This is a genomic window from Actinotalea endophytica (genome assembly GCF_025717005.1).
GTDB lineage: Bacteria > Actinomycetota > Actinomycetes > Actinomycetales > Cellulomonadaceae > Actinotalea.
Map to the genome: position 1 here is coordinate 236906 of NZ_JAOVZU010000004.1, position 16795 is coordinate 253700.

Annotated in this window: 13 protein-coding genes; 8 read left to right on the plus strand and 5 right to left on the minus strand. The window is 73.0% G+C overall.

Annotation, left to right across the window (positions count from 1 at the left end):
* Positions 1-210 precede the first annotated feature (210 nt).
* The 4 genes from OEB99_RS08720 to OEB99_RS08735 all read left to right on the plus strand — a co-directional run bounded on the left by OEB99_RS08720 (position 211) and on the right by OEB99_RS08735 (position 4748).
* Entirely contained in the window at positions 211-1491 is a 1281-nt protein-coding gene (locus OEB99_RS08720; protein WP_263509659.1) for an ROK family protein, read from the plus strand.
* A gap of 88 nt (positions 1492-1579) precedes the next feature.
* A complete protein-coding gene (ppgK, locus tag OEB99_RS08725; RefSeq protein WP_263509660.1) occupies positions 1580-2383 on the plus strand; it encodes a polyphosphate--glucose phosphotransferase in 804 nt (267 codons plus the stop codon).
* A 213-nt stretch (positions 2384-2596) separates the two neighbouring features.
* Entirely contained in the window at positions 2597-3700 is a 1104-nt protein-coding gene (locus tag OEB99_RS08730) for a Gfo/Idh/MocA family protein (protein ID WP_263509661.1), read from the plus strand.
* Positions 3701-3728: 28 nt separating this feature from the next.
* Positions 3729-4748, plus strand: a complete 1020-nt coding sequence (locus tag OEB99_RS08735; RefSeq protein WP_263509662.1) for a sugar phosphate isomerase/epimerase family protein — start codon at positions 3729-3731, stop codon at positions 4746-4748.
* A gap of 76 nt (positions 4749-4824) precedes the next feature.
* Here OEB99_RS08735 and OEB99_RS08740 read toward each other — a convergent pair whose 3' ends face one another.
* Positions 4825-5805 carry an NADP-dependent oxidoreductase gene (locus tag OEB99_RS08740; RefSeq protein WP_263509663.1) on the minus strand — a complete coding sequence of 327 codons (981 nt, stop codon included), beginning with the start codon at positions 5803-5805 and terminating at the stop codon, positions 4825-4827.
* A gap of 132 nt (positions 5806-5937) precedes the next feature.
* On the opposite strand from OEB99_RS08740, the gene OEB99_RS08745 reads away from it, so the two are divergent.
* Complete coding sequence (locus OEB99_RS08745) at positions 5938-6357, plus strand: nitroreductase family deazaflavin-dependent oxidoreductase (protein ID WP_263509664.1); 420 nt, start codon at positions 5938-5940, stop codon at positions 6355-6357.
* Between the two features lie 80 nt (positions 6358-6437).
* Here OEB99_RS08745 and OEB99_RS08750 read toward each other — a convergent pair whose 3' ends face one another.
* The 3 genes from OEB99_RS08750 to OEB99_RS08760 form a co-directional block, all read right to left on the minus strand.
* Positions 6438-7850 (minus strand): alpha/beta hydrolase-fold protein, encoded by a 1413-nt coding sequence (locus tag OEB99_RS08750; protein WP_263509665.1) that lies wholly within the window; start codon positions 7848-7850, stop codon positions 6438-6440.
* Between the two features lie 335 nt (positions 7851-8185).
* Positions 8186-10360, minus strand: coding sequence for a hypothetical protein (locus OEB99_RS08755; RefSeq protein ID WP_263509666.1), 2175 nt, complete (start codon positions 10358-10360; stop codon positions 8186-8188).
* A gap of 255 nt (positions 10361-10615) precedes the next feature.
* Complete coding sequence (locus OEB99_RS08760; RefSeq protein ID WP_263509667.1) at positions 10616-11257, minus strand: GntR family transcriptional regulator; 642 nt, start codon at positions 11255-11257, stop codon at positions 10616-10618.
* A 202-nt stretch (positions 11258-11459) separates the two neighbouring features.
* Between OEB99_RS08760 and OEB99_RS08765 the strand changes: the two genes are divergently transcribed.
* Both OEB99_RS08765 and OEB99_RS08770 read left to right on the plus strand, forming a co-directional pair.
* A complete protein-coding gene (locus tag OEB99_RS08765) occupies positions 11460-12158 on the plus strand; it encodes a GntR family transcriptional regulator (RefSeq protein WP_263509668.1) in 699 nt (232 codons plus the stop codon).
* The gene (locus OEB99_RS08770; RefSeq protein ID WP_263509669.1) at positions 12155-13288 is read left to right on the plus strand and encodes an aminotransferase class V-fold PLP-dependent enzyme; all 1134 of its coding nucleotides are present in this window, start codon (positions 12155-12157) and stop codon (positions 13286-13288) included. Before OEB99_RS08765 ends, OEB99_RS08770 begins: the two co-directional genes overlap by 4 nt.
* A 6-nt stretch (positions 13289-13294) precedes the next feature.
* On the opposite strand, the gene OEB99_RS08775 is transcribed toward OEB99_RS08770, so the two are convergent.
* Positions 13295-14047, minus strand: a complete 753-nt coding sequence (locus tag OEB99_RS08775; protein WP_263509670.1) for a Bax inhibitor-1/YccA family protein — start codon at positions 14045-14047, stop codon at positions 13295-13297.
* 97 nt (positions 14048-14144) lie between these two features.
* On the opposite strand from OEB99_RS08775, the gene OEB99_RS08780 reads away from it, so the two are divergent.
* The gene (locus tag OEB99_RS08780; RefSeq protein WP_263509671.1) at positions 14145-16751 is read left to right on the plus strand and encodes an alpha-L-rhamnosidase; all 2607 of its coding nucleotides are present in this window, start codon (positions 14145-14147) and stop codon (positions 16749-16751) included.
* Positions 16752-16795: the final 44 nt, after the last annotated feature.

Genomic DNA, 16795 nt, shown 5'->3' on the forward strand with positions numbered 1-16795 from the left:
CGCCGCTTATGCGTCCGAACGACGGTACTGGATGCAGGTTATGGTACTGGCTGACGTATCACAAGGTGTCTTGATAACGTGGTGGTCACAGTTCACCGGATCTTCCGCCAGACATGAGGGCACCGGGACGGCCTTGAGCCCTCGCAGGAGACTGCGGTCCTAGACTCGTGATCATCGCGGCTGCGCCGCGGGACGTCGGAAGGTGGAGCAGTGGTCGTGGTACCCCCGCAGGACCCCTGGGCGCAGGTCGCCGAGGTCGTCCGACTGATCCGCGGCGGCGAGGCACAGACCCGCCCCGAGCTCGCCGACGTCACCCGCCTCGGGCGCAACGTGATCAGCCAGCGCGTCCAGGCCGCGCACGACCTCGGCCTGGTCCGCCCGTCGGGTGACATGCGCTCGCGCGGGGGGCGGGCGGCCGACGTCTGGGAGTTCTGCGGCGACGCGGGCCACGTGCTCGTCGGGCTGATCGGGACGACGAGGTTCACGGTCGCGCTGGCCGGCCTGAACGGCGACGTCCTCGACGAGGTGGTCGTCGACTGGAAGGTGGCCGAGGGGCCGGAGGCCAGCTCGCGGCGGATCGCCCAGGAGATGCGCGCGCTGCTCGCCGCGCACGAGGTCGACCACCCGTGGGGCATCGGCATCGCCCTGCCGGCGCCGATCGAGTTCACCACCGGGCGCAGCGCCGACCCGGTGGCGCCCAGCTCGATGAACTACCGGTGGCCGGTCGACTTCGACATCCGGCAGTGGTTCATCGAGGAGTTCCGGACCCCGACCTTCACCGACTCGGTGATCCACATGGTGACGCTCGGCGCGGCCGCGGCGCCGGACGCCCCGGACGACCTGGTCTACGTGCGGATCGGCACCGGCCTCGGCGCCGGGCTGGTCTCCGGTGGCCGGATCCACCGCGGGGCCACCTGGGTCGCCGGCGAGCTGAACCACGTCACCATGTCGGACGACCCGCGGCGGATCTGCCCGTGCGGCCGCGTCGGCTGCCTGGAGACCTACTGCAGCGGGTGGGCGATGATCGCGGACGCGCAGCGGATCGCCGCGTCGGGCGCCTCCCCCTACCTCGCCAAGATCGCCGCGACCCGCGAGCTCGAGCTCGACGACCTGGGCGCGGGCGTCGACTTCGGGGACGCGGCGTGCGTGGAGGTGGTCGCCGGCGCGGCCGACATGCTCGGGCGCGCGCTCGCCACCGTGATCACCCTGTTCAACCCGGCTCGTGTGACGATCGGCGGCTTCCCGATCTCGCACAACGGCCTGCTCCAGCGCGTGGTCGAGCGAGCCATCCGCACGCACACCCTGGCTGCGTCGATCGCCGGGCTCGAGATCGTCCCGGGCGACCCGGAGCAGCGCGAGGGCATCCACGGCGCCGCGGAGCTCGTGGTGGACGCGCTGCTCGCACCGGAGAGCCTGGCGACGTGGGGTCCGCTCGGCTCCCCCGTCGGCGTGCCCGAGCTGCTCGAAGGGCCCCAGCAGCCCGGTTCGTAGACCTGGCCCCTCGCACCCGGGCAGATCCGGCACCATCGATGCGTTAGGTGCGATCACTTGTGCATCCCGGGTGCTAAAGTCGCGTCCCGTGAGCAGCGACGCACCTACCCACGTCATCGGGATCGACATCGGCGGCAGCAGCCTCAAGGGCGGCGTCATCGACGTGGGCGCCGGCGCGCTCGCCGGCCCGCCCCGCTCGGTCGTCACGCCGGAGCCCTCGACGCCCGAGCTCGTCGCGACGGCCGCCCGCGAGCTCTTCGACCTCCTCGACGGGGCGTCGGTCGGCGGCCCCGTCGGCGTGGCGTTCCCGGGCGTCGTCCGCGACGGACGCACCTGGACGGCCGCCAACGTGGACCGCTCCTGGGTCGGCGCACCCGCCGAGTCGATCTTCGAGGAGGCGCTCGGCCGGCCGGTCCGGCTGATCAACGACGCCGATGCCGCCGGCCTCGCCGAGGCGCAGGTCGGCGCCGGTGCAGGCTTCCCCGGGTCGGTCCTCGTGCTGACCTTCGGGACCGGGATCGGCTCGGCGCTCATCCACGACCGGCACCTCGTCCCCGGCCTCGAGCTCGGCCACCTCGAGCTCGACGGCGCCGTGGCCGAGCACCGGGCCTCCGCGTACGCGAAGCGGCGCGAGGACCTCGACTGGCCCGAGTGGTCGGCCCGCGTCGACCGGTACCTCAACCACGTCGGCCGGCTGGTGAGTCCCGACCTCGTGGTGGTCGGCGGCGCGATCAGCGCGGACGCCGAGCAGTGGCTGCCGCTGCTGCACGTGGACTTCCCGGTGGTCCCGGCCCGCCTCGGCAACGACGCCGGCGCCGTGGGTGCCGGCCTCTACGCGCTCACCGCCACGGCGCCCGACGGGCAGCCGCGGACCGCGGCCCTCGCGGGCTGAGCCAGGCCTCACGAGCCGGCCTCGGACCGCGCCTGCCGCGCGGCTCGGGGCCGGCCACGCGCTGCTGCGTCGAACCCGTCTCAATGGCCGCAGAGCGGGCGGAACCATGCTCGCCTAATGCTTGACACCCGGCGTAAGCCTCTCTACTTTTGCACGTAGCGGGCGGAACTTGCCTGGCATACGACGGCGTGAGCACGGCTTAGGAGAACTTCCATGGACAAGTTGCGGGTTGGCATCATCGGTCTCGGCTTCATCGGGACCGCGAAGCACCTGCCCGGTCTGGCCGCGAACGCGGACCTCTGCGACGTCGTCGCGTTCTGCGACCTCGAGCTGGACCGCGCCGAGCAGGCCCGCGAGACGTTCGGCTCCGCCGACGCCTACACCACCACCGAGTACCAGCGGCTGGTGGACGACCCGAGCATCGACGTCATCCACGTGTGCACGTGGAACATCAGCCACGCCGAGATCACCATCGCCGCCCTCGAGGCCGGCAAGCACGTCATGTGCGAGAAGCCGATGGCGATCACCGGTGCCGAGGCGCGCGCCATGCTGGAGGCCAGCAGGCGCACCGGGAAGAAGCTCACGATCGGCTACCAGTACCGGCTGCGCGACGACGCCCAGTTCCTGCGCGCGGCCGTCGACAAGGGCGAGCTCGGCGAGATCTACATGGCGCAGGCCCACGCGGTCCGCCGGCGCGGCGTGCCGATCTGGGGCGTCTTCACCGACAAGAGCAAGCAGGGCGGCGGTCCGCTGATCGACCTCGGCACGCACGCACTCGACCTGACCCTCTGGTACATGGGCAACCACGAGGTCGAGTCCGTCACCGGCACCGTGTTCCACAAGCTCGGCGACAAGCCGGAGGGCAACATGGCCGGGCCCTGGGATCCGGCCACCTACACGGTCGAGGACTCTGCGTTCGGCTTCGTGAAGATGAAGAACGGCGCGACCGTGTACCTCGAGGCGGCCTGGGCGCTCAACGTCAAGAACTCCCGCGAGGCGTGCGTCACGCTGATGGGCACCGACGGCGGCGCGGACATCGAGATGAAGGGCGGCGACTACCAGGTCACGCTCAACAGCGTGCTCGGCAACCAGCTGGTCACCACCGCTCCCGAGGCCGGGGCCGGCTACTTCGGCTCGGGCGGCAAGACCGTCTCCGGTTTCGAGAAGATGGGCACGCTCGAGGCCCGGCAGTGGCTGCGCGCGATCCTCGACGACACCGACCCGCTGGTGCTGGCGGAGCAGGCCTGCGTGGTCACCGAGGTGCTCGACGCGATCTACCGCTCGGCCGAGTCCGGCCAGCCGGTCTACTTCGACTGATCCGCCCGAACGAACCAAGGAGCCAAGGATGCCTCGCCCGGTCACGCTGTTCACGGGCCAGTGGGCCGACCTCCCCTTCGAGGAGGTCTGCCGGCTGGCCGGGGAGTGGGGGTACGACGGCCTGGAGATCGCCTGCTGGGGTGACCACCTGGACGTCTACCGCGCCGCGGAGGACGACGCGTACGTCGCCGAACGCAAGGAGATCCTGGCCCGCAACGGGCTGAGCGTGTGGGCGATCTCCAACCACCTCAAGGGTCAGGCCGTGTGCGACGACCCGATCGACTTCCGCCACCGGGACATGGTCTCGGACCGGGTCTGGGGCGACGGGGAGGCCGAGGGCGTGCGCCGGCGCGCCGCGGAGGAGCTCAAGCTCACCGCCGTGGCCGCCCGCAAGCTCGGGGTGGACACCGTCGTCGGGTTCACCGGGTCGAAGATCTGGCAGTACGTCGCGATGTTCCCGCCGGTGCCGGACGCGGTGATCGACGCCGGGTACGAGGACTTCGCGGCCCGGTGGAACCCGATCATGGACGTGTTCGACTCCGAGGGTGTGCGGTTCGCGCACGAGGTGCACCCCTCGGAGATCGCCTACGACTACTGGTCGACGAAGCTCACGCTGGACGCGATCGACCACCGGGAGGCGTTCGGGCTGAACTGGGACCCGTCGCACATGATGTGGCAGGAGATCGACCCGATCGGCTTCCTGGTCGACTTCGCCGACCGGATCTACCACGTGGACTGCAAGGACACGAAGATGGCGACCGGCAACGGCCGCAACGGGCGGCTGAGCTCGCACCTGCCGTGGGCCGACCCACGCCGCGGCTGGACGTTCGTGTCCACCGGCAACGGTGACGTCCCGTGGCAGCGCGCGTTCCGCACGCTCAACGCGATCGGCTACACCGGCCCGATCTCGATCGAGTGGGAGGACGCCGGTATGGACCGGCTCCGCGGCGCCAAGGAGGCCCTCGACTTCGTGAGGGCCAACCTCTTCGACCCACCCACCGCATCCTTCGACGCGGCGTTCAGCACGAACACCCAGCCGGGCGACTGACCGGACGACGCAGCAGGGACCCGGTGCGGCCTCCGACCCCGTCAGGGCTCGGGGGCCGCACCCGTCTCCCGGACGGTCAGTGGCGCACCTCGAGCACGAGCTTGCCGGCCACGGTGCTCGTCGCTCCGTCCCGGTGCGCCGCCGCGGCGTCGGCCAGCGGATACGTGCGGGCGACGCGCGCGTGCAGCGCACCGGCGGTCATCAGGCGGGCCAGCTCCTGGAGCCCGCCCTCGTCCGGCGCGACCAGCATCCCGGTCGTCACGCGGACCCCGCGCTCGGCCGCGACGGCCCTGGCGGCGGCCTGGTCGCACGGCCCGATCGGGACGTACGTGCCACCGTCACGGATCGCGGCCAGGGTGGCGGCCACCGTCTCGGGCGACCCGCCGGCCAGGTCCAGCGCCACGTCGACCGGCGCGGTCACGGCGGCGACGCTCGTCTGCGTGTAGTCCACGAGCTCGTGCGCGCCGAGGGACCGCAGCCAGTCGTGGTTCGCGGCCCGGGCCGTGCCGACCACGTGCGCCCCGAGCGACACGAGGATCTGCACGGCGAGGTGCCCCACCCCTCCCCCGGCGCCCTGGACCAGCACGCGCTGGCCCGCCCGCACCCCTGCGACCTCGGTGAGCGCCTGCCACGCCGTCAGCCCGGCGAGCGGCACGGCGCCGGCCTCGACGAACCCGACACCCTCCGGGACCCGGACGAGCTGCCTGGCCGGCGCGGCGACGTACTCGGCGTACGCCCCCGCGGGCCGCGGGAACCACGGCATGCCGAACACCCGGTCGCCGACGTCGAAGCGGTACACGCCGGGGCCGACCTCGACCACGACTCCCGCGACGTCCCACCCCAAGACGTGCGGCGGCGGCCCGAACGCGAGCGCCGGCGGGGTAGGGGCCCCGGCGCGGGTCTTCCAGTCGACCGGGTTCACGCCGGCCGCGTGGACCTCGACCAGGACGTCGCCGGGCAGCACGCGCGGGACGTCGATCTCGGCGAGGGACAGCACCTCCGGCCCGCCCGGCCGGTCCATCACGACGGCCTGCATCCGAGTCGGGATCGTCCGCATCGGTCTCCTCGTGCTCCTGGTCGACGGGCAGCGCTCCCATCCTGCCGCCCCGGGCCTCGACCTGCGCTCGCGGCCCGCGCGGCTCATGATGCCGATGGGGGGCGGCGCGCGACCGTCCGGGAGGAGGGTCCGATGGCCGGCTACGGGGACTGGAACCAGAAGGTGATCGACGAGTTCCGCGACAACGACGGGACGGTGACGACCGCGGGCTTCGGACGCAACCTCGTCCTGCTCCATCACGTCGGGGCCAGGTCGGGTACCGAGCGGGTCTCGCCGGTGATGGGCATCCGGCAGGACGAGGGCACCTGGCTGATCGCGGCGTCCAAGGCGGGAGCCCCGGAGAACCCGGCCTGGTACCACAACCTCCTCGCGAACCCGGACGTGACCATCGAGACGCCCGACGACGGCGTGGTCGCGGTCCGCGCGGACGAGCTCGCCGGCGAGGCCCGGGACCGGGCGTGGGCCCGGTTCACCGCGAAGAGCTCGGGCTTCCGTGACTACGAGGCCCGGACCACCCGGACGATCCCGGTCATCGCCCTGAGGCGTCGCTGAGAGCAGCGCCGGGCGCCTGATCCGTGGCCCCGGCGGGCGAGCGGGCCCCGGCGCGACGCTGCCGGGGCCCGCTCGGCGTGCTAGTTGGTGCTCCAGGTCGCGAACGGCAGCGGCTGGAACGCGACGCGGGTGACGAAGTCCTTGAGCAGGATCCGCCACACGTACCACTCGTGGCCACCGTTGACGTAGTCGGTGGACACATGGATGCCGGCAGCGGTCAGGAGGCTGACCTCCTGGGCCGGTCCGGTGTGGAAGGTGTTCCCCCCGATCCCGAAGCCGACGGCGAAGATCGGGTCCTGCCAGCCGGCGCCGACGAAGACCGACACCTGCTGGAGGGCGGCGACCTGCTCCGCGCTGAGCGTCGTCCCCGGCGGGAGGCCGGCCGACATCATCCCGTAGTAGCCGAACTGGTCGGTGTTGTAGAGCATGAGCTGGTTGGTGCGCAGGCCACCGGCGGACAGGCCGGAGTAGGCCCGGTCGGCCGCGTCGGCCGAGACGTTGAAGTTCGCCTCGATGAACGGGAAGACCGTGTTGATCAGATCGTCACGGTAGGCCTGGTTGTTCGACGAGCTCGGGTAGCCGTTGCCGTTCGGCATCACGACCACCATCGGCTGGACCTCACCGGTGTCGATCAGGTTGTCCATGATGTTCGCGAGGTTGCCCTGCGTGCTCCAGCCCATGGCGTCCTCACCGCCACCGTGGCTCAGGTAGAGCGTCGGGTACGGCTCGGCCCGCGTCGGGTCGTAGCCGGGCGGCGTGTAGACGACGAGGTAGTTCGAGTCGGCCGGGTTCACGTGACCGGGCGAGGCGTACGTCAGGAACTGCAACGCGCCCTGCTCGTCGTTCGGCGCCTGCCACGAGTAGTCGATCGTGTCGAACTTCGCGTCCGAGGGCACGTAGACCTGCGACACGGTCACCGGCGCACCGGTGACCACACCGTCCACCACGTCCCACGCGGGGTTCGCCGGGTCGGGGACCTCGGTGCAGCCGGACTGGTCCGCCGTCTCGCAGTCGACGTAGAACCCGTAGCTGAACACCCCGGACGGCAACGGCGTGGTGTAGGTCCACACACCGCTGCTGCCGCGCTCGGTCATGTCGACCACGGGCCAGTTCGGGCTGGTCGAGTTCGGCGACGCGATCGGCACGTCGCCCGGCTGCCAGTCGGCAGGCATGATGCCCGGGGTCTCGACCGTGTAGTCGGGCGTGCTGGCCAGCTGCGCCAGCTCGCTCGGCCGCTCGAAGTACCACTCGCCCTTGATCTGGACCCGCGTCGCAGACGGGTCGTAGTAGCGGAAGGTCACCGTGTAGCCGGTGGGCGCCTTGCCGGTGTGGCGGACCTGCGGGCCGAGGTCGTGCTGCGAGGACCCGTGGCTGTCCTTGAGGGCCGCCGGGCCGCTCGCGACGGCGGCGGAGGCGCCGACCGACGCGGTGATCAGGCCGAGGCCGATGACGGCCGCGACGACGCGGCCGGGACGGTTGATGTGTCGTGACATGCGGACGTGCTCCTCGTCATCGAAGGCATTCGTCAGGTGGGCGGCGCGGTGGCCGCCGAGGGGCGCTGGGGCCCGGTCGTGGAGGCGCGGACGAGCAGCGGCACGGCGGGGCGCGTGCCCGGCGCGTGCCGGCGGAGCCGCAGCCGTGCGGCATGTGCGCTCCTTCATCGGCGGTCAAGGGCCGCGGCGCGCCCGACGGCGCGGGGCGGCCGACATCGCGGGGCACCGAGCGGTGCGGCCGACGTCGCCGCGTTCCACTATGCGCCCGCACGGGGCAGGCGCCAACGGGGCGCTGCGGCGGCCCCGGCGGGAGAGCGCCAGGGCCGCCGCAGACCTCAGTCGGTCACCTTGATGGCGACCGCACCCTTGCCGTCGAGCGACAGGTCGGTCGTCGAGGTGGCGACCACGGCGAACTGCGTGGACGTCTCGTCGGCCGCGACCGTGAGCAGCCCGGTGGCTGAGATCGACGTTCCGTCGACGTGCGGCCCGACCAGGCCCCAGGTGACCGACGGGTCGGCCGCGTAGAACTGCTCGGTCGTCCCGCGGGCGACCTCCCACTCGAACCGGCCGGTCCACGGGGTGACCTCGATCCCGGTCCACCCGACGTCCACGGCCTGCTGCCAGGCCCACTTCTCGTGGGTGATCCAGTTCGAGGTGCCCCACGGGATCACGTACCCCGGTGCGGCCCGGAGGCCCGGGTCCGCCGCGGTCGGGGCGAGCAGCCGGCCACCGGCGTAGACCTTGTCGAAGGTCACCGGCGTGCCCGCGACGTCCGTCGTCACGGTCTGGCCCATCCGGCGCGTGATGTACAGCGAGTTGCCGATCAGCTGGATGTTCCGGTCGGCGACGCCCGAGCCGTCGAACACCGTCGCCTCGGCCGCCTCGCTCGCGAGGTACGGCGTGCCTCCGGCGTCCTCGGCGTAGTAGACGGTCTGGTCGGCGACGGTCGCCACGAGCGTGTAGGTGGCCGGGGACATCAGCTGCTGCCACGACTCGAGGTTGGTGAACCCGTAGAAGCTGTACGCGGTCACCGTGCCGTCGATGGTGGTGCCACCGCCGCCCTGCTGCGCCTCGTAGACGTAGACGCTGACGGCGTCGTACGAGGCCTGCAGCGTCGCGGCCGCGAGACCGCCCGCATGCTTGAGCGACGTGCGGTCGACGGCCACCGTCAGGGTGGTGAAGACCGGGGTGAACGACCAGTTGATCGCCGTGATCGCGACCTGCGTCTCACCGGCCGAGGAGCTCACCACGTAGTCCGTGCCGGGCACCAGGACCTTCGAGTCGCCGAGCGCGTTGGACAGCGTCACGGTGACGTCGTCCTGGGTGACCTTGCTCGCGTCGACCCGCGTCGGCCAGGTGACGTAGACGTCGTCGGCCACGTGGTCGACGAGGTTCGGCAGGTCGCCGGCACCGACCCAGGTCCACACCGGCACCGTGCCCGGGCCGGGCGGGTCCGCGACCTTGGTGCTGAGCGGGGCGATGACCGGGTCCACGACGATGCCGCTGCCGTAGAGCTCGTCGGCGCCGCCGCCGTAGTCCTGACCGTAGATCTTCACGTACGCGCCGAACGTCGAGGTCGCGACCGGGAGTCCGTTGTAGGTGATCCCGCTGACCTCGAGCGTGAAGTGGTAGTTGCCCTGGCCGTCGCCGCCGAGGCAGCTCCACTCCCGGCCGCTGTTCGTGTCGCTGATCAGGTAGCCGTCGGTGTCGATCACGATGTCGCCGGCCTGCAGCGCGTACTGCGTGGCACCGTGGTGCCACGCACCCGTGAGGGCCGTCCCGGAGAACAGGAACTCCGACGCGTAGTAGCCGTCGCCGTCGACCATCGCGACCGCAGCGGCGCTCGCGTCGATCTTGCTGTCCCGCAGGCCGGCCAGGCTGAGGGTCAACGTCGCGGACGTGTCCGGGTCGTAGCCGACGTCGATCCCGAAGTCGCTCTTCAGCGTCGACTTCGACGCGGTGAACGCGCTGCCGAAGATGTCGCTGTCGACCGTCAGCCTCGGGATCACGTACCGGCCCACCCGCACCGCGGCGGGCGCGCGCGACGGGGTCTGCCCCGCGACGAGCAGAGCGGACGCCGGGACCTGTGCGTAGATCGCCGCCGGTCCGTTGGTGGCGAAGGCCTCGATCGCGCCCGCGTCGATGGTCACCGTCAGCGTGGAACGCCCGGAACGCTGGGCCACGGCCACGCCGTCCGACGGCGCGAACGCCGGGACACCGTCCGCGGTCACGAACCAGCCGGTCACATCGTCTCCCGGAGACACCGCCCAGGTCGTGCTGCCGAGGGCGCTCAGCTCGACCCGGTAGTCGGTGTCGCGCTCGATGGTGACCTGCCGGCCGTGGAGGGCGACCCGCGGCGCGGCGGCACCGCGGGTCGACGGGGCGGCCGTCACGGCAGCCCCGTGGCTGCCGACGGCCGGTGACGCGTTGGCGGCGGCTGCCGGCACCACGAGGGCGACGACGACCGATGACACGAGCGCGAGGCTTCGCGCTCGCCGACTGACGTTCATGGCGACTTCCTTGGGTCGGGATGGACGGGGGGTGGCGGACGGGTGCCGGCGGAGGGCGACCGTGACGGTGCGCGGGCGGCGCGCCCGAGGAGGCCGGCGGGGCGTCCCGGGCGGGGCACGGCACCGTCGCGGCGACGTGCCGGGCGCGGCCGCGTGGCCGGCCATGCCCTCCCCGGCGGCGCGGGACGGGTGCGGGGTGCGCGGTGGCTCGGGAACGTTCGTGCCGGGCACCAACCCTTCTTCCGTCCCGTCAGGTCAGCCGAGGGCCTGCAGGGTGTCGATGACGCTGTCGATGTGCGCTCTCATGGCGGCCTCGGCGGCCACCGGCTCGTGGGCCACGACCGCGTCGATGACCGCGAGGTGCTGCTCGAGCGAGACGGCCGCGCGGCCGGGTACGCGCGCCAGGGCGAACCGCTGGCGGACGAGCTGGCCGCGGATCCGCTCGAGGACCCGGGCGGCCGTACGGTGCCCGGACACCTCGCGCAGGATCGCGTGCAGCTCGGCGTCGAGCTCGAGGTACTCGCCGAGCTCGCCGGCCGCCACGGCCTCGCGCATCCGTCGTCCGACGTCGGTCAGCCGGTCGACGTCCGCGGGGCCTGCGAGCTGCGCCGCGCGGCGCGCGACGAGCCCCTCGACCAGCTGGCGCACCTCGGCGATCTCGATCGCCTCGGCGAGGGGGATCTCCCGGATCCGGGCACCGCGATGGTGCTCGCGCTCGACGATCCCCTCGACCTCGAGCCGGTGCAGCGCGTCCCGCACGGCTGCCCGGCTCGCGCCGAGCTCCTCGCACAGCTCGGACTCGACCAGGCGTTGCCGAGGCGCGAACTGCCCGCGCAGCACCGCCTCGCGCAGGTCCTCCGAGACGTCGTCCCGACGGGACGCCTGCTCGGTGGTCATGGCTGCGCTCCGAGCAGGGCCGGACCGAGGAGCTCATCGTCGAGCACACGACGATCGTTGTGCCCTCGGGGAACGACTGTCAATCGTTTTGTCCGACAATTTTGCCGACGTTTTGGTCGGACGTGGCATCACCGTGGGGATGGAAGCGCCACCGCACCACGGGGTGGCCGCCGGGCCCCTCGCGCAGCGGGATGATGGGCCCATGGAGCGCCGAGGTGACCCGCGCCCGGACCGCGGCCTGGCCGGGGCGCTCCACGACGCGCTGCTCCGCGGCGAGTACGCCCCCGGCCAGCGACTCGTCGAGGCCGACCTCTGCGACCGGTTCGGAGCCAGCCGCGCCGCCGTGCGGGAGAGCCTGCGGCTGCTCGCGGGCGACGGCCTGGTGGTCCTCGAGCCGCATCGCGGGGCGCGCGTACGGCGCATCACGCTCGACGAGGCGATCGAGATCGCCGAGGTCCGGGTGGCGGTCGAGGTCCTGCTCGCGCGCCGCGCGGCCGAGCACATCACACCGCAGACCGCGACCGAGCTCCGCGACATCGCGACCGGGATCCGCGGCGCGATCGAGGGGTTCGACCCCGTCGCGCACTCGGCGCTCAACGAACGCCTGCACCTGCGGATCGCCGAGATCGCCGACCACGAGACCGCCGCGGCCGTGGTCCGCAAGCTCCGGACCCAGCTGGTCTCCTTCCAGGTCCGGCTGTCGACCCTGTCGGGCCGCGCGCAGACCACCCTGGCCGAGCACGAGCAGATCACCGCAGCGATCGCCGACGGCGACCCGGACGCCGCCGTCGCGGCCATGCGTCGCCACCTCGAGGGTGCGGTCGCCGCGCTGCGGGCCCTTCGCGCCTCGGACGGGTCCGACGCGGCGGGGCGCGCGGCCCACGTGGCGGGCGCCGGATGAACGACCGCCGCAGCCTGTTCACCCTGGACAGCACGCTCACCTACCTGAACCACGCCTCGTTCGGCGTGCCGACCCGTACCGCGCTGCGCCGTGCGGACAGCGAGCGACGGCGCCTCGAACAGGACACCGCGACCCACCTCGGAGCCGAGCTCGTCCAGCGGCTCGAGACCCAGGCCGCCCACGTCGCCCGCCGGCTCCGGGTTCCGGCGGGCACGCTCGCGCTCACCACGAGCTCGACCGAGGGGAACGCCGCCGTCGCGACCTCGTGGCCGCTGTCACCCGGCGACCACGTGCTGCTCCTCGACCTGGAGTACTCCTCGGTCATCCGCGCCTGGCAGGTCGCAGCCGAACGCGCCGGCGCGGCCGTGGACGTGGCCCACCTCCCGCCGCCTGTGACGCAGGACGGGGTGCTCGCGGCCGTCTCGACGGCGCACCCGGCGACCACCGTGGTGGTCCTCAGTGCGATCACGTCCTCCACGGCCGTGCGGATGCCGGTCCGCGACGTCGTCGAGGCGTGCCGCCGCCGCGGCATCGACGTCGTCCTGGACGCGGCGCACGTCGTCGGCCACGTGCCGCTCGACCTGTCGGCTCTCGGCGTCACCGCGGCCTTCGGCTCGTTGCACAAGTGGCTCCCGGTGCCCCGACCGGTCGGCTTCCTGTGGTTGGCCGACAGGCTGACCGACGTGGTGCGCCCGGCTGCGGTGTCGCTCACCTGGGACGCGACGTCGCTGGTCGAGAGGTTCAGCTGGCGTGGCACGTGGGACCCGGCGCCTGCCCTCGGCCTGGTCCACGCCTTCGCCGAGCACGACGAGTGGCGCCTGGCCGGCGACCTCGACTCCGCCGTGGACGTCGCCGACACGCTCGCGACGGGGCTGGTGGACGCCGGGCTGCGCCCGACCGCGGACGGCGCCCTGGTCCCGCCCCGGCTGCGCGGGTTCGTCGTGGACGGGGTGCCCCTGCAGGGCCTGCGCACGGCGCTGGCGGAGCACCGCGTCCGCGCCTGGACCGGCGCGACGCCGGACGGGACTCCGGACGGCGCGACCCTCCTGCGGGTCGCGACCCACGTCTACAACGACGCCGCCGACCTCGGCCCGCTGACCGGCGCCCTCACGGCCGCCCGGGACGCCTGACCGCGTTCAGCCGTTGCGCGCGGCGGCGACGCGGGCGAGCAGCCGGAGCACCTCGAGGTAGATCCACACGATGCTGGACACGATGCCGAACGCCGCGTACCACTCGGCGGCCTTCGGGACACCCGCCTTCACACCCTGCTCGACGTACGTGAGGTCGACCAGCAGCGTCGAGGCCGCGATGCCGAGGATCACCAGGCTGACGACGATGGCGGTCGGCGAGTAGCCGTAGAGGAAGGTCAGGTTGACGCCGAACAGCGAGAGCAGCCAGCCGGTGAGGTACAGCAGGCTGACCCCGAGGACCAGGACGGCGATGATCTGGGCGCCGCGCGGCGTGACCCGGAACCCCGCGACCGAGAACAGCAGGAGCACGCCGAGGCACACGGCGAGCGTGCCGAGCAGGGCCAGGCCGACGATGCCCTCGAAGACCTCCTCGTAGAACCGCGAGATCGCGCCGATCCACAGTCCGTTGAGGACGGCGTAGAGCAGTCCGGCCGCCAGGGCCAGCCGCGGGTTCTGCACTGCGGCGACGGTCAGCCCGATCAGCACGATGAAGCCGACCAGGTAGACCAGGCCCGAACCCTGACCCGCGACGACGCTCGCGTTGGCCCAGCCGATCGCGGCCAGCGCCGCGGTCACGGCGAGGAAGAACACCGCCTTGACCGCCACCCCGCCGTACGACATGGTGCGCTGCGCCGGCCGGAAGGCGGTGCTGACCTCCGACGACGTCCAGGTGCGCTCGTTCAGCATCTCCCGAGACATGGCGTGACCTCCTGGGGCTCGAGGGCAGGCTAGCGCGGGTACACTTGCCTGAATCGTTTCATGCCGTGCCGACGGCGCCTCGACGGAAGATGGACCCGTGACGTTCGACGTACCTGCCCCGATCCTGAGGGTCGAGCACCACGCACCCCCGTCCGCGCTCGGCACCGGCGAGGCACGGCCACGGCTCTCCTGGCAGATCGCCCGCGCGCCCGGCTCCTACCGGCAGGCTGCGTACGAGGTCTCCTGGCGCACGACCGCACCGGACGGCACCACCACCGAGGAGTCCTCGAGCGTGACCGCCTCCGCCGACCAGGTGCTCGTCCCCTGGCCCGGCGCGCCGCTCGCACCGCGCCACCGCGCCGAGGTGCGGGCCCGCACCCAGGACGCCGCGACCGGGCTGTGGGGTCCGTGGAGCGAGCCCGTCGTGGTCGAGCGCGGGCTCGGGCCGGACGACTGGCGCGCCGAGCTCGTCGGGCCCGGCTACCCCGAGGGGCCGGAGGACGACCGCCGCGCCCCGCTGGTCCGCGGCCGGTTCACCGTGCCGACCGGGTCCGTCGCCGCGGCCCGCCTGCACGTCACGGCCCACGGCCTCGTCGAGGTCGAGCTGAACGGCACCCGGGTCGGGCAGGACGAGCTCCACCCCGGCTGGACCCCGTACGCCGAGCGGCTGCGGGTCCGCACGTACGACGTCACCGGCCAGGTCCGGCCCGGCGAGAACGCGATCGGCGCGTGGCTGGCCGACGGCTGGTTCCGCGGCCGGTTCGGCTTCGAGGGCGGGACCACCGACATCTACGGCGACCACGTCGGCGTGCTCGCCCAGCTCGAGATCACGCTGGACGACGGGAGCACCGTCACGATCGGCTCGGACGCCACGTGGCGCAGCGCGCCCGGCCCACTGACCAGGGCCAGCCTGTACGACGGCGAGCGCATCGACCTCCGGCTGCTGCCCGCAGGCTGGTCCGAGCCCGGCTTCGACGACTCGGCGTGGGCTCCGGTGGCGGTCCTCCCCCTCGACCGGGCGGTCCTCGCCGCACCGGACGCTCCCCCGGTGCGTTGCACCGAGGTGCTCGAGCCGGTCGAGGTCACCGCGGTCGACGGCGGCTGGCTGCTCGACTACGGGCAGAACCACTCCGGCCGGCCCCGCGTGCGCCTGCCCGAGGCACCGGCCGGAACCCACGTCACGATCCAGCACGCCGAGGTGCTCCAGGACGGTCGGGTCTACCGTCGGCCGCTGCGGCAGGCTGCGGCCACCGACGAGATCATCACGGACGGTCGCGCCGTCGAGTGGGAGCCCAGGTTCACGGTGCACGGCTACCGCTACGCGTTCGTCACCGGGTGGCCCGGCACCGAGCCGCCCGCCCCGGGGGCCGTGGTGTCCCGGGTGCTGCACTCGGACATGGCGCGCACCGGCTGGTTCTCCTCCGACCGGGCGGACCTCGACCGGCTGCACGAGAACGTGGTGTGGGGCCTCCGCTCGAACTTCGTCGACATCCCGACCGACTGCCCGCAACGCGACGAGCGGCTCGGCTGGACCGGCGACATCCAGCTGTTCGCCCCGACCGCCGCCTTCCTCTACGACGTGCACGGCGTGCTGTCGGACTGGCTGCGGTCGGTGAGCATCGAGCAGCAGCGCTACGGCGGGACGGTCCCGGTCTACGTGCCGTGGGTGCCGGGCGGCCAGTGGTGGCGCCCCGACATGGACGTGGCCGCCTGGGGCGACGCGGCCACGGTCGTGCCCGAGGCCCTGTTCCGCGCGTTCGACGACCGCGACCTGCTGGTGCGTCAGTACGAGTCGGCCCGGACCTGGGTCGACAAGGTCGCCGGGCTCGCCGGACCGAGCCGGCTGTGGGACCAGCAGCTCCAGCTCGGCGACTGGCTCGACCCGGCCGCGCCGCCGGACCGGCCGATGCAGGCGATGACCGATCCGCACCTGGTCTCGACCGCGTACTTCGCCCGGTCGGCGGACGCCCTCGCCGGCATCGCGGCCGCGCTCGGCCGCGACGACGACGCCGCGCACTACGCCGGGCTCGCGGCCGAGGTCCGCGCCGCGTTCGTCGGGCGCTACGTCGGCACCGGCGACCCGATGCACGACACGGTCTGCGCGCACGCGGTCGCGATCGCCTTCGACCTGCTGCCGGACGCCGAGCGCGACCGGGCCGGCGACCGGCTCGACGAGCTGGTCCGGGCCCGCGGCTGCACGGTGTCGACCGGGTTCGTCGGCACACCCGTGGTCACCGACGCCCTGACCGCGACCGGGCACCTCGACACCGCGTACCGCCTGCTGCTCAGCCACGACGACCCGTCCTGGCTCGCCACGGTCGACCGCGGCGCCACCACGATCTGGGAACGCTGGGACTCGATGCTCGCCGACGGGACCGTGAACCCCGGGGACATGACGTCGTTCAACCACTACGCACTCGGGTCGGTGATGGACTGGGTGCACCGCACGGTCGGCGGCCTGGCGCCGGCCGCACCCGGCTACCGCGAGCTGCTGGTCGCACCACGGCCCGCCGAGGGCATCACCCGGGCGCGCGTGCGGCACCTGACCCCCTACGGCGAGGCCGCGGTCGCCTGGGAGCTGCGCGACGGCGAGCTCGTCGTGTCGTTCACCGTGCCGGTCGGGACCACGGCCGTCGTCGACCTGCCCGGCCAGGAGCCGTTCCGGGTGGGCCACGGCGACCACGAGGCGACCGTCCCGGCCTGAGCGCAGGCGCAGGGCGGCGGCCGGCCCGCGCGACGACCAGGCCG

Excerpts from the sequence above, each read along its gene's own strand:
- OEB99_RS08730 (WP_263509661.1), top strand. The coding sequence starts at position 2,597 with ATGGACAAGTTGCGGGTTGGCATCATCGGTCTCGGCTTCATCGGGACC.
- OEB99_RS08735 (WP_263509662.1), top strand. The coding sequence starts at position 3,729 with ATGCCTCGCCCGGTCACGCTGTTCACGGGCCAGTGGGCCGACCTCCCC.
- OEB99_RS08740 (WP_263509663.1), bottom strand. The coding sequence starts at position 5,805 with ATGCGGACGATCCCGACTCGGATGCAGGCCGTCGTGATGGACCGGCCG.
- OEB99_RS08745 (WP_263509664.1), top strand. The coding sequence starts at position 5,938 with ATGGCCGGCTACGGGGACTGGAACCAGAAGGTGATCGACGAGTTCCGC.
- OEB99_RS08750 (WP_263509665.1), bottom strand. The coding sequence starts at position 7,850 with ATGTCACGACACATCAACCGTCCCGGCCGCGTCGTCGCGGCCGTCATC.
- OEB99_RS08755 (WP_263509666.1), bottom strand. The coding sequence starts at position 10,360 with ATGAACGTCAGTCGGCGAGCGCGAAGCCTCGCGCTCGTGTCATCGGTC.
- OEB99_RS08760 (WP_263509667.1), bottom strand. The coding sequence starts at position 11,257 with ATGACCACCGAGCAGGCGTCCCGTCGGGACGACGTCTCGGAGGACCTG.
- OEB99_RS08765 (WP_263509668.1), top strand. The coding sequence starts at position 11,460 with ATGGAGCGCCGAGGTGACCCGCGCCCGGACCGCGGCCTGGCCGGGGCG.
- OEB99_RS08770 (WP_263509669.1), top strand. The coding sequence starts at position 12,155 with ATGAACGACCGCCGCAGCCTGTTCACCCTGGACAGCACGCTCACCTAC.
- OEB99_RS08775 (WP_263509670.1), bottom strand. The coding sequence starts at position 14,047 with ATGTCTCGGGAGATGCTGAACGAGCGCACCTGGACGTCGTCGGAGGTC.